This is a genomic window from Solimonas marina (assembly GCF_012241385.1).
Lineage (GTDB): Bacteria > Pseudomonadota > Gammaproteobacteria > Nevskiales > Nevskiaceae > Solimonas > Solimonas marina.
This window is the reverse complement of record NZ_JAAVXB010000011.1, coordinates 50,482-63,270: the sequence shown is the minus strand read 5'-3', so window position 1 is coordinate 63,270 and position 12,789 is coordinate 50,482. Positions and strand designations below refer to the sequence as shown.

The following is a 12,789-nucleotide window of genomic DNA, read 5'->3' as shown; positions in this document are numbered from 1 at the left end:
CCGAATCCGATCTGTTGTAATGGGTTCATTCTTAGGGAGGCGACCGAAAGGCGCATGAGGAAAATTCCGGTGACGATGTTTCGAGCCCTGATTGCCGTGCTGCTGTTGGCCGCTGCGCCGTCCGTCTGGGCGTCCGACCAGGCCCTGTGGGAGCACTCCACCCTCAACGAGGTGCTGAAGCGCGGCGAACTGCGGGTCGGCCTCGAAGCCGGCTACATGCCGTTCGAGATGCGCGACAAGAACGGCCGCATCATCGGCTTCGACGTCGACCTGGCGCGGCTCATGGCGCGCTACCTCGGCGTCAAGCTGACGCTGGTCAATACCCAATGGGACGGCATCATCCCGGCGCTGCTGACCGGCAAGTTCGATCTGCTGATGGGCGGCATGTCGATGACGCCGGAGCGCAATCTGCAGGTCAACTTCGTCGATCCTTACGTGACCATCGGCCAGACCGTACTGATCCGCAAGGACCTGATCGGCAAGATCACGTCCTACGATCAGCTCAACGACCCGAAATACACGATCGCCACCAAACTCGGCACCACCGGCGACATTGCCGCCCGCAAGTATCTGGCGAACGCCAAGATCAAGGCCTTCGAGACCGAGGCCGAGGCGACGCTCGAAGTCCGCAGCGGCCGCGCCGACGCCTTCGTCTACGACCTGCCGTACAACGCCGTCTACGTCGCCCGCTATCCGGGACAAGTCGGCATTCTGCGCCAGACCTTCACCGAAGAGCCGTTGGCCTGGGCCGTCCGTAAGGGCGATCCTGACTTCATCAACTGGCTCGACAACTTCCTGCGCTACATCAAGGCCGACGGCAGCTACGACGCGCTGTACCACAAGTGGTTCGAGGGCACGGCCTGGCTGCACAACGTCAGCGAGTGATCGCTGACGGGCGGGCGGGGCGACGGCGCGGGGCTCAGATGCGGTGCCGACTCGGGAGGGAATGAGAACTGGTTCACAGACTTCTGCCGGTGAATCGGCACACTCGCGCGCTATGAAAACGACTTTTTTCTTGTTTTTCGTCCTGGCGTTTCCGGCGGTGGTGCATGCCGCGCCGGTGCCGCTCAGCGATTTTGCCCGCACTGACTCGTTCGACGATGTGCAGATATCGCCGAACGGGCGCTATCTGGCGATGCGGATGCCGATCGGCAAGGACTTCGGGATCGCCATCGTCGACCTTAGCGGCAAGACGCGCGGCACCAAGGTCAACGTCGGCGCCGATCGCAGTGTGGTCGACTACCAATGGGCAAGCGATGATCGGCTAGTATTTTCGATTGGCGAAAACTTCGGTTTCGCTGATGCGCCGTGGATGACCGGTGAGCTGTTTGCGATCAACGCGGATGGCAAGGCGGGACGTTATATCTACGGGTTCCGCGGCTCGACGATCGAGATCGGCACGCGCATCGGTACTGCGACTCAAAGCAACGGTTCGGCCTATCTGGTGCGGACGCTGCCCGATGATCCGGGACACGTCATCATCGCGGCCTACGATTTTGTTGCAAACGCAGATCGAGTCCGGGCTGTTGCAATGAAGCTGGATGTCTTCAATGGCAAGCGCGAGCCATTGGTCTCAGCCCCGATCACTGGTGGCGTGCAATTCGTTGCGGATCGTCAGGGCTTTGTGCGCTTCGTCGTCGGTGAAGATGATAAGGGCTATACGGTGACGTATGCGCGCAGTCCCGATCACCCGGACTGGCGTGTGCTCGGCCGGGGCGAGAAGAAGTTCACGGTGCTGCCAGAGGGCTTCTCCAACGACGATCGCTATGTGTTCTTGCTCTCTGACGAAAAAACGCCTCTGCAATGCCTGATTCGCGAGGATCTGCAGACGGGTGAGCAGCAACAGTTGAGTTGCGATGCGAACTTCGACGCGGAAAGGGTCGTAAGAGCGGCGGACGACGGGGATCCTGTCGGGGTGCTTTATCGAGGCGATCGGCCACGCTTCGATGTCCTGGATCCGGGCTCGCCCGATGGTCATACGCTTGAAGCGCTGCAGACGGCGTTTGCCGGTAGCATCGCGATACCCGTGTCTTCCACCCGCGACGGCAGTCGCACGGTTGTCGAGGTCTACAGCGATAAAGACCCAGGCGATTTCTATCTATTCGATAACAAGACCAAGCACGCGGATTTTCTGGTGGGGGCCCGGCAGTGGATAGACCCTCGGCAAATGGCGGCGCGCCAGCCGATCTCTCTCAAAGCCCGCGACGGGACAGTGTTGCATGGCTATCTGACGCTGCCGATCGGTGGCGGCAAGCACCTGCCTCTGGTTGTCGTTCCGCATGGCGGTCCGTTCGGAATCGCCGATCACTGGCGCTGGGATGAAGACGCCCAGCTACTGGCGAACCATGGCTACGCAGTGCTGCAAATTAACTTCAGAGGTTCCGGCGGTTTCGGCTCCGCGTTCGAGAATGCCGGTCGCCATGGTTGGGACAGCGTGATGATTGACGACATCGTCGACGCGACGCATTGGGCGGTGAATCAGGGTGATGCCGACGCGCAGCGCGTCTGTATTTACGGTGCCAGCTATGGAGGCTACGCGGCGCTGATGAGTGCCGAGCGTGCACCAGATCTGTATCGCTGTGCGGTGGGATATGCCGGCGTTTACGATCTGCCAAAGCTGGCTGACGACAGTGATATCGGGGAAACTTCCAGTGGTGAAGGCTTCATTGCCGAATTCATTGGTGACAATCGCGCCGATTTGACTGCGGCGTCGCCGGTCGAGCACGTCGACAAGTTGAAAGCAGCGCTACTGATTGTCCACGGCACGGCGGATAAGCGGGCGCCGTTCTCGCAGGCCGAATCACTACGTGACGCGCTCGATAAGCGGCATTATCCGTACGAGTGGATGGCCGTTACCGGCGAGGGGCATGGCTTCTACAAGCCTGAGGATCGGCAGGCGTTTTTTGCGAAGCTGATCGGCTTTCTCGATCACAATATTGGTCCGGACGCGCCTGCCGCCACCGCCGATCCCGGCGGTCAGTGAGGCTCGCAGTACCAGCGTCGTTGATGGGCGCTTCAACAAAAAGGCGCGCATGCGGATGTTCTCCGCATGCGCGCCCCATGACATCAGCGCGAAGCCGTGCTTATAGCGGCGGCCCCGGCGGCTGCGGGAAGCGCGAGCGCGGGCCCTTGCCCCAGTCCGGCATGACGTTCTTCGGCACGTTGTCACTCGGATCATCGAGGTAGCGCTGGATGTCGCGGGCCGACTGACGATAGAACGCGGCGGTCAGCGGGTCGCTGTCCTTGCGGGACTGCAGGTCCTGCGCCAGCTGGGTGAGCTGGTCGAGCACATAGGCACGTGCTTCCGGTGCGGTGTCAGCCGCCGCGCCCAGCTCCATCATCGACTGCATGGCCACGTCCTGCGTGACGCGCAGCAGGGCCCTCTGCTGGGCGTTGCCACCTGATTTCGCGCCCCAGGTGTGGGCCATGACCGTGTCGACCATCTGCGGGAACGTGTAGGTGTCGGGCTTGCGCGCGCCCAGGGCCACCATGCGCGAAGCGCGTTGTGCGTCGAACAGCGGCTCGATCACCAGCGCTGCGAGGATGCGTGCCGCACGCAGCTGATCGAAGACCGGGTCCGACGACATGTCTTCGAGGTTCTTGCCCGGGTCCGGCGCCAGCTGGATCAGCAGCGACTCCGGAATCTCCAGATTCTTGGGATCGACGGCGTCCATCAGCAGGTTCATCACCTGTTGCTGCTCATCGGCCGGAATGAACTGCGTCGGCGGCAGCGGGCGCGCTTCGTCCTTGACGGTGATGTTCTGGAACATGCCGCCGACGTACTTGAGTGCGGACTCGATCGCGTAGCGCTGTTCCAGGTAAACCATCCACAGGCGCATGTCGCGCATCGCGCCGATCGGCTCGCCGGGCTTGAGCATCTGCGGGCCGTAGTGGGCCAGCGCCAGCTTGCGCACGGCGGCCGTCTCGCGCAGGTTTTCGACTGGTGTTTCGCGATCGTCGTACCACGTGTAGCGCGGGTCGCTCTGCAGCGTGTAGACGATGCCGTCGTCGTGCATCTGCTTGATGATATTGGCCAGGCCGGCCTGTTCCTGCTGCTTCGGGAACGGCGTGTAGGCGTAGCGCACCATGTAGTCGTCGTAGGCGCCGACCGCGGTCATGAACGACTGGCTGAGGTCGAGCTTGCCGTTCTTCACCGTGACGCGCGGCGTCGGGTACTCCATGACCGACGAGCGATCATTGAGATTGGCGTTGAAGTTGTGGTCGAAGCCAAGCGTGTGGCCCAGCTCGTGCGCGGCCAGCAGCGCCTGACGCAGGAAGGCCATGTCGCGCTGGCCCTTCGGCATCTGGTTGTAGCGGTCTTCGCTGACCAGCGACGGATCGGCGATCGTGATGCCCGAGCCGTCCTCCGGCAGCGCGCCACTGTAGGCGTCGTAGAAGTTCGCGACGGTGCGCAGGCGGAAGGTATCCAGATGGGTCTTGGAACCCAGCACCTCGCCGGTGCGCGGGTCGATGAAGGTGCCGGACGACGAGAAGCCGCGCTCGTCACGCTGAATCCACAGCACGTAGGCGTAGCGGATATCCATCGGATCCATGTCCGGCGGCGCGTCCTTGGCTTCGATCGCGTTCTTGAAGCCGGCTTGCTCGAAGGCTTTGTTCCACCACAGCAAGCCTTGCTTGACCGCCGTGCGGATCGGTTCCGGAATGGCCGGATCGAAGTAATAGACGATCGGCTTCTTCGGCTCGCTGAGCGCCGCGTTCGGGTCCTTCTTTTCGAGGCGCCAGCGGCGAATCCATTCGGTGACCGGCCGTTCGTCGATCGGCTTGGAATAGTCGGTGAATTCAATGCTGTTGACGCCGATGCGTGGGTCGGCCACGCGCGGCGTATAGCCTTCCGGCGCCTTCAGGAACGAGTGATGGATGCGGATCGTCATCGTGCCCGGGCTCGGGGTGATGTTGCGCAACACCGGGCTCGGCGACGCCGAGGTGAACGTCGAGACGGTCTCGATCTCGGTGTTTTCCGGGAATGCCTTCATCCGCTTCGGGTAGAACACGCTGTGCGAGGCGTCGAACTTGTAGTCGCCGATCTTGGCGCGCTTGAAGCGCGCGGAGATGCCGGCAGCGTCGCGCATGAACAGCGGTGTGGCGTCGACGACCACCTTGCCGCCGCTTTCCGAGACCACCGGCAGCACCGCGAGCACCGAGGTCGGGAAGCTGTCGGCCACGCCTTCCTGCGTGGCGGCGCTGCTGGTCGTGGCGCGGAAGTTGGTGTTGATCTGGTCGACGATCACTTTCGAGCCGGAGCGCTCGAAGTGAATGACCGCACTGGACATGATGCCGCGATCGACCGGCGCCTGGACCGAGCCGGGGCTGGTGGCGGCCGACACGTAGTACAACACGTCCTGGTCGAAGACCGGGACTTCGATCAGGACGCGGCCGGCTGGATCGAACCAGAATGGTACGAAGCCGTCATGACGCGTGAGGCCGGCGATGCCGGACGTGGCGGCGCGCGCCGGTGTTGCGGTCAACGCCAGCGCGATCGCCGCCAGGGCAATCAACAGCAGCCCCATCAGGCCCACGCGGGCATCGTGGGATGCGCCGTCGGGCCGCATGCTGTGCGCGGCCTCGCGTGTGGCGCGAGCGTACCTTGGATGATGTTTCATGAAATCCCCATTTCGAGAAAGTGAACGACAGCGTCCCGGTCGAAACCGGGCGTTGCGCCGCTCCCTCTGTCCGGGAACCTGAGAGTTTCACGCGACTCCCGCCGCGCTTGCTCCTTCGGTGGACGCCGGCTTTGCACCGGCATCACTCTTCAGACGGCAAACAGAATCGCAGTCCTGATACCTGAGAGTTTATGGGAGCTTGCTCCTTCGGTGGATTCCTGTGCCCGGCAGAAATCGCTCTCCTGCGTCTCTGTGTAGCTGCTTAGCGCTCGACGATAAGACGGCCCCGCTGTGCGTAGCGCGGCGACTGCCGCGTCAATGAGCATGCCATGTCGACGGGAGGCGAAAGCCGGTTAACGCGATGAAATTTGCGACAGTGTCGGTGCGGCTCGCGTTACAGCATGGTCCATGCGTGGACCGATTGACGCTGTTGCGCGGCCAGCCGCTGCAACTGTTGCGCATTCGCGGGCGGCTGATGGTAGCCGCACTCCGGCAACACGGTTTCGACGATCACATCGCGTTCGTAACCGCCCGCATCCAGCGCTGCCTTGTGTGCTGCGAACGGGATATGGCCCTCGCCGATGGCGCCGCGATTCGAATCGGAGATTTGATATTCGTGTAGATAGGGCAGCGCCTCCGCGATGGCGTCGACCGGATCCGGCTCTTCGATCTGCAAGTGAAAGCTGTCGAGCACCAGCCTCAGACCCTGTGCGAGCGGTGCGGCAAGGGTGTCGAGCGCTTCACCGACGGTGTGGATCAGTGGCGACTCGTAACGGTTGACGATCTCGTAGACCGGTTGCACGCCGCGCTTCAGCGCCAGTGCCGTCAACTGCGAGACGCAGCGCACCAGCCCCTCGCGCGGGGCGTCGAAATGACCTGCCCAGATTCCCACGGCCTGAAAGCAAATGGCACCGGCGCCGCAGCGCGCCGCAAAGTCGATATAGCGCGCGTACAAGGCCAGACAGTTGGCCTCGGTGCGTGCAGCGCCGGCTTCGGGAAAAGCGTTGAACGGATCGACGGCGGAAATGCGCAGGCCGGCTTGTGCACTCAGCGAAGCCAGCCGTTCGGGCGATGTCTGCAGCGCATCTTCGCAATAGTGATAGTGGCTGACGCCCAGCGTGTGCAGCAACGACAGCATGCGTTCGGGGTCGGTGATGCCCAGCGTCCAGCTACAGGCGCCGATCTTGGATGTCACGTTGAGCTCCTTGTGAGCGAGTCTTGAATCGCGGTTCGGCGGTACACGGTAGCGCGATGTGCCGGACCGGGCGTGAACAGCCCGCATGCGGTATCCCCGGCGGTGGGGCGGAGGTGTGCGATCAATGCGGCTACACTGCCGCCATTCCCCCGACTTGAGTGCCACGATGTCCGAGCCATTGCCTTATCCGATCGGAACGCCCGGGGTGCGTTGGGGGGCTGCGGAAATCGCCCAATGGCGTGCTGGGCAGTCACGGCAGCGCCGCTACGACGTCGATGTCTTGCCCCGTATCGACGCTCTGTGCGCGCAGTACGACGTGATGCAATACGGGCAGCTCGACTACGCGCCGGATGTCTACCCGCTGTTCGCGATCCGCAATCGTGCCTGGGATGAAGCGCTGCCGACCGTATTGGTGACCGGCGGCGTTCACGGTTACGAGACCAGCGGCGTGCATGGTGCGCTGCAGTTTCTTGAGCAGGCGGCTGGGGCATATGCCGGGCGCGCCAACCTGCTGGTGCTGCCGTGTGTGAGCCCGTGGGGCTATGAACGGATTCACCGCTGGAATCCGCAGGCGGTCGATCCGAATCGCTCGTTCCGCGCCGACAGTCCGGCGCCGGAAGCGGCGGCCGTGATGGCGCTGTTGGCGCCGCTGCGCGAGCGGGTGGTGATGCATATCGATCTGCACGAAACGACGGATACCGATGAAACCGAGTTTCGTCCGGCGTTGGCGGCGCGCGACGGCATCGACTACCAGCCCGGCGAGATTCCCGACGGCTTTTATCTGGTCGACGACAGCGATGCGCCGCAGCCGGCCTTTCAGCAGGCGATCATTGCGGCGGTCGAGCAGGTCACGCACATCGCGCCGGCCGACGCGCGCGGCGAAATCATCGGTTCACCGGCCGTGGCCGACGGTGTCATCGAATACCCGCTACAGCGCCTGGGCCTGTGCGCCGGGGTGACGGCGGCGCGCTACCGGACGACGACCGAGGTCTACCCGGACAGCCCGCGGGCGACGCCGGCGCAGTGCAACGCGGCGCAGGTCGCCGCGGTCTGCGCCGCGATCGACTACGTGCTGGCGGCGACATGAGCATTCCGTCGCTGCCGACGACGCGTGTCGCCAATGAAAAGGGCCCCGATGACGGGGCCCTTTTCGCTTCACTGTCGGACTCAGAAGTCCTGCTTGTAGCTGAGGTAAGGGACACGGCCTTCGAAGCTGTAGACACCGAGCATGCTGACGCGCCCTTGCGGATCGCTGGAGCCGGCGTAGTAGTCGCTGGCCGGCGGATCCTTGTCGGTCAGATTGCGGACGCCGACCGTGAAGGTGCTGTTCCACGGCGCGATCCACGATAGCTGTGCGTCATAGGTCGTGAACGACGGAACGTCGCCGAGCCCGCAGCCGCCGGTGTAGTCGCAATCCCGCGTCTTCGACGTGTAGTTGGTGATCACCGAGGTCGTGAAGCGGCGGTAATCCCAATTGACGCCGAACTTGCCCTTGGTCGACGGATAGAGGATCGAGCCGATGTAGTCGTAGGTCTGTTCGCCGGCGCCGTCCTGGACCTTGTACGAGAGCACATATGAGACATCGAGCGTCAGGCCCAGGCGTCCGGCGCGGCCCATGCCGACCTGATACTTGCCGGAGAAATCGAAGCCGTCGGTATCGATGTTCGAGGCATTGATCTTCGGGATGTAGAGGAAGTTCACCGTGTCGTCGGTATTGCGATAGACGTGCCCCTTGGTCGCCGAATCGGTGCAGCCGTCAGATTCCCCGTCGTTGCGGCAGTCGTTGTCGTTGTCGAGAACCTGCTGGGCCGTCAGCGATTCGATGCCGTTCTTGAGCTTGATGTCGTAGTAGTCGATCTCGAGGCTCAGTTTGTCGATCGGGTTGAAGACCACGCCGGCGCTGATGTTCTTCGACGTCTCCGGTTTCAGGGCTGCGCTGCCGACAAAGAACGACTGCCGCTGCACGCTCTGATCGCACGCGTCGCTGTCGCCCGAGCTGTCGCACAGCCAGGTATCCTCGGCCGCTTCGAAGCTCTGCGACGGCGCCGCGTAGAGATCGTAGAGCGTTGGCGCACGGAAGCCCTCGCTGTAGGACGCACGCAACAGCAGCGAGTCGGCCGGGCGCACCGCGACGGCAATCTTCGGGCTGGTGCGCGCCGCGCCGGAGTTGTAGTGGTCGTAGCGCAGCGCGCCGTCCACCGTCAGGCGATTGTCGAGAAAGCCGAGCTCGCTTTCGAGATACATGGCGTATTCGCTGCGGCCGCCCTGCGAGCTGCCGCCCGACGAGCCGTAGACGTTCGACAGGTGATAGTCGGTGATGGTGCCGGTGTCGTCGAGCACGAACGACGTGTCGCTCTGCGCGTCGCTGAGCTGACGGAACGCCTCGTCGCGGTATTCGCCGCCGATCACCAGCGGTACGCGGAAGCTGCCGCTGAGCAGATTATCGATCGAAAGATGGCCGTCGATGCCCTGGTTCACATACAGATTGTTGTTGGAGATCGTGTAATTGAACGCATCGGCCGCGCTGGCGGTGTTGGACGACGGATCGAGCGGATTGTAGGTGCCGTCGTCGATCGCGGCCTGCAGCGCCGACGCCAGACCGTAACCGGTCCCGATGTCGGTCTGTGCGTAACGCGAATGAGTCAGGGCGACCTCCCAGTCCGTCGGCCGCCAGAGGTCGAAGCTGCCCCTCACGCCGCCGACCAGATCGACGATCGTGTCGGTAATCGTGTCGACGCGCGCGCCGTTCTCGGTCGGGCGCAGATAGAAATACAGATCGTCGCCGGTCGTGTTGTTGACGTTGTCGGCCGACATCATCGGTAGGCCGACGTCATTGTCGAAGCCCGACGAAGCCGGCGCCGGGGCGTAGACCGACTTCGATTCGCCGCGCGTCAGCGACATGCGCGTGAAGCCGGTGATGCCCGGGTTGAAGTTGTAATTGCCGCCGACGCTGAGCGTATCGCGCGCCGTTGCCGCCGTGATCCAGGCCACCGAGCCGAAGCGGTAGCGGCAGATATCGCCGACCGTCGCCGAGTCCTTGTATGTGCTGTCCGAGTCGAAGCTCGACGGACATGCGATGGCGCCGCCGCTGACGCCTTCGACCGAGGTATCTTCGTCGCCCGTCGTCGGGTTCACCGCATAGGCGACCGTACCCGGGTTGCCATAGGCGCTGTACGCGCCCTTCGCCCAGCTGCGGTCCTTGTAGGAGATCGCATCCTTCTGCGCGTGGTCCAGCGAGAAGTAGATGTTGCCCTTGTCGTTGCTGAGGCCGCCGGTCAACGTCGCGTTGGCGCCGTCGCCGCCGCTGCCGGTCGGGCGGTCGAGCTGCCCGGTGAACTCCAGCCCGTTGAAGTCCTTCTTGGTAATCACGTTGATGACGCCGCCGATGGCGTCGGAGCCGTAGATCGCCGAGGCGCCGTCACGCAGCACCTCGATGCGATCGACGATCGCGAACGGAATGATGTTGAGGTTCGCCGCGGTCGCGCTGAAGCCGGGGTCCAGCGGCATGCGACGGCCGTCGATCAGGACCAGCGTGCGTTCCGAGCCGAGGCCGCGCAGGCTGATGTCGGCGCCGCCGGCCGCGCCGCCGCCGTAGCCGGATGCCGGCACGAACGAGCCGAAGCTGTTGTAGTTCATGTCGTGCAGATAGTCGGAAACGGTGAGCTTGCCGCTCTGCTCGATCTCCTCCTTGCTGATGACGGTGACCGGCGACGGGCCGGCCAGATCGATCTGCTTGATGCGCGAACCGGTCACGACGATGGTTTCGATGTTCTGATCGTCGGTCTTCGACGCCGATGCAGCCTGCGTCGTGTCGTCCTGATCCTGATCGGCCTGCGCGCTACACGGCGTGAACGTGTTGGCCACGGCGATTGCCAACGCGCTGAGGGTCCAGAGCTGCGTTCGCCGCAGCGGGTTCGTCTTGTTCATTCATCACTCCCATGTGAAAGGCTGGCGGCCTCAGCGACTGCCGCGCGAAAGCGCGACTGCGAAGAGGCAAGCCAGATCGGGAGCGAGGCTATTTTTACGAAATGAAGGTGGTCAATCGATCGTGTTCGATTTGGTGGTTTTCCTAACGCTTATCTCGTAACAAACTGTTTATGAAGTAACAAATTTAATGTTTCAATAAATTTTCCGTATTTTTGTTCAAGCGCCTGCGTGGATTCTGACGGGCGCCAAAATTAATAAATTTTATATGTTAAACAAAAGGATACTAATTTATTTCGACTGCCGATGACGATGCGCGACAGGTTTCTCACCGTCAAAGCATGCAAAGAAAAACAATGTGTATCGGCTTCTTGACAGCTGCGCGCGCTTCCCCGAATGCGCCGGCTGATTCGCGGTCGGCCGGTGACGACGTCCGCGCGATGCCCGCATCACTGTCCGCTACTGTCCGGCGCGCTGTTCGCGGACAGCGTTTCGTCACGCGATTTTTAAAATTAATCGTATAAAAACAATGTCTTGATTTGATTTTTTGACTTGGCATGCGAGCTGCGTTGATGGCCACAAAGGTGAAAGAGGACACGACGATGCGCATGGCGGTGTGGGGGCTGGCGATCAGCCTGTTGGGGGTCGGTGGGGCAGCGCGGGCCAACAGCCTGCTCGACGCCTATCACGCGGCGCAGCGCAGCGACGCGGTGCTCGAATCGGCCGCGGCGGCGCGCGACGCGGCGATCGAGGCGCAGCCGCAGGCGCGCTCGCTGCTGTTACCGCAGGTGACGGCGAACGCCAGCATCACGCGCGAGCGCTATGTACTCGACGGCAGCAGTTCGTCGGTTAGCGACCCAACCGATCCGACGCCGGTCAGCGACACGACGCACCTGTCCGGGACGGACAAGACGGTTTCGCTGGACCTGACGCAGCCGCTGTGGAGTGTCGAATCGTTTCAGAAACTGCGGCAGGCCAGCCTGCAGGCGGCCGAGGCCGAAGCACAGTACCGCGACGCCGAGCAGTCACTGATCCTGCGCGTCGCCGAGGCCTATTTCGCGGTGCTGTCGGCGGCCGACAATCTGCAGGCCAACCGTCTCGAACGCGCGTCCTATGGCGCGCTCGTCGATCAGGCGCAAAAGAAGTTGCAGACCGGACTCGGTGCGCGAATCGGCGTCGAGGAGGCGCAGGCCTTTCATTCGTTGACCGAGCAGTCGGTCAGCGATGCCGAACTGACCCTGTTCGACGCGCAGCGCGCGCTGCAGCAGATCACCGGCCGCGATTTGCCGATCACGCCGCTGCGTGACGAGATTCCGCTGGTGTCGCCGCAGCCGGCCAATGCCGACGACTGGCTGGCGGCGGCACGTGACCAGAACTACGCCGTGCAAGCCGCGCAATTGGCGGTGCAGGCGGCCAAGCGCGGCGTGTCCGTGGTGCGTGGGCGCTACTGGCCGACGATCTCGCTACAGGGCTCGGTCGGCAAAACCCTGCTGCCGACCGACCTTGGCGGCAACCAACGCGTCGACAGCATCGGCGTTGTCGCGCAGTGGCCGATCTTCCAGGGCGGCCTGGTGCGCTCGCAGAGTCGCGAGGCGCAAGCGCAGTTCCGCGAGGCGCAGGCCGACTACACGGCGCAGCTGCGGCAAACCGAGCGCGACACGCTGGCGGCGTATCGCGGCGTGCTCAGCGGCATCCACACGATTCACGCGGCGCAGTTGGCGGTGCAGGCCAATCAGACCGCGATCGACGCCAGCAAGAACGGCGTCGAAGCCGGCACGCGCACCGAGTTCGATCTGCTCAATGCGCAGAACAACTATTACTCGGCGCTGCGCGCTTACTACCAGTCGCGCTACGACTACCTGACCAACAGCCTCAAGCTCAAGGCGCAGGCGGGGCGGCTGACCGAGGCCGATCTCGATGCCGTCGACGCGGTGCTCGCCGCGGACGGCAAGACCGTGGCGATGCCGGCGGAGCCGGCGCCGTGAGCGGTGTCCGCGCATTGTCCGGACTGTCCGTCGGGCTGTCCGCGGACGCTGAAGTGTTTGCGGT

At 63.3% G+C, this 12,789-nt stretch carries 7 protein-coding genes and 1 riboswitch; of the genes, 4 read left to right on the top strand and 3 right to left on the bottom strand.

All coding sequences use genetic code 11. The features are described from left to right. Window positions 1-54: 54 nt before the first annotated feature. Window positions 55-885, top strand: a complete 831-nt coding sequence (locus tag G7Y82_RS16965) for a transporter substrate-binding domain-containing protein (RefSeq protein WP_168149334.1) — start codon at window positions 55-57, stop codon at window positions 883-885. 112 nt (window positions 886-997) lie between these two features. Continuing rightward, entirely contained in the window at window positions 998-2,983 is a 1,986-nt protein-coding gene (locus tag G7Y82_RS16960; protein WP_168149333.1) for an alpha/beta hydrolase family protein, read from the top strand. 100 nt (window positions 2,984-3,083) lie between these two features. On the opposite strand, the gene G7Y82_RS16955 is transcribed toward G7Y82_RS16960, so the two are convergent. After that, on the bottom strand, window positions 3,084-5,528 hold the full coding sequence (locus tag G7Y82_RS16955; protein WP_240954386.1) for a zinc-dependent metalloprotease: 2,445 nt from the start codon (window positions 5,526-5,528) through the stop codon (window positions 3,084-3,086). 252 nt (window positions 5,529-5,780) lie between these two features. After that, a riboswitch (glycine riboswitch) is annotated at window positions 5,781-5,876 on the bottom strand. A 139-nt stretch (window positions 5,877-6,015) separates the two neighbouring features. Continuing rightward, window positions 6,016-6,816: a sugar phosphate isomerase/epimerase family protein gene (locus tag G7Y82_RS16950; RefSeq protein ID WP_168149331.1), complete on the bottom strand. Its 801-nt coding sequence runs from the start codon at window positions 6,814-6,816 to the stop codon at window positions 6,016-6,018. A 166-nt stretch (window positions 6,817-6,982) separates the two neighbouring features. Between G7Y82_RS16950 and G7Y82_RS16945 the strand changes: the two genes are divergently transcribed. Further along, window positions 6,983-7,903 carry a M14 family metallopeptidase gene (locus G7Y82_RS16945; RefSeq protein ID WP_168149330.1) on the top strand — a complete coding sequence of 307 codons (921 nt, stop codon included), beginning with the start codon at window positions 6,983-6,985 and terminating at the stop codon, window positions 7,901-7,903. Window positions 7,904-7,983: 80 nt separating this feature from the next. Here G7Y82_RS16945 and G7Y82_RS16940 read toward each other — a convergent pair whose 3' ends face one another. Beyond that, complete coding sequence (locus G7Y82_RS16940) at window positions 7,984-10,743, bottom strand: TonB-dependent receptor plug domain-containing protein (protein WP_168149329.1); 2,760 nt, start codon at window positions 10,741-10,743, stop codon at window positions 7,984-7,986. Between the two features lie 569 nt (window positions 10,744-11,312). Between G7Y82_RS16940 and G7Y82_RS16935 the strand changes: the two genes are divergently transcribed. After that, on the top strand, window positions 11,313-12,725 hold the full coding sequence (locus G7Y82_RS16935; protein WP_168149328.1) for a TolC family outer membrane protein: 1,413 nt from the start codon (window positions 11,313-11,315) through the stop codon (window positions 12,723-12,725). Window positions 12,726-12,789: the final 64 nt, after the last annotated feature.

Bases quoted from the DNA above. Each gene is read 5' to 3' on its own strand.
- G7Y82_RS16935 (WP_168149328.1), top strand. From the start codon at position 11,313: ATGGCCACAAAGGTGAAAGAGGACACGACGATGCGCATGGCGGTGTGG.
- G7Y82_RS16955 (WP_240954386.1), bottom strand. From the start codon at position 5,528: ATGGGGCTGCTGTTGATTGCCCTGGCGGCGATCGCGCTGGCGTTGACC.
- G7Y82_RS16945 (WP_168149330.1), top strand. From the start codon at position 6,983: ATGTCCGAGCCATTGCCTTATCCGATCGGAACGCCCGGGGTGCGTTGG.
- G7Y82_RS16940 (WP_168149329.1), bottom strand. From the start codon at position 10,743: ATGAACAAGACGAACCCGCTGCGGCGAACGCAGCTCTGGACCCTCAGC.
- G7Y82_RS16960 (WP_168149333.1), top strand. From the start codon at position 998: ATGAAAACGACTTTTTTCTTGTTTTTCGTCCTGGCGTTTCCGGCGGTG.
- G7Y82_RS16965 (WP_168149334.1), top strand. From the start codon at position 55: ATGAGGAAAATTCCGGTGACGATGTTTCGAGCCCTGATTGCCGTGCTG.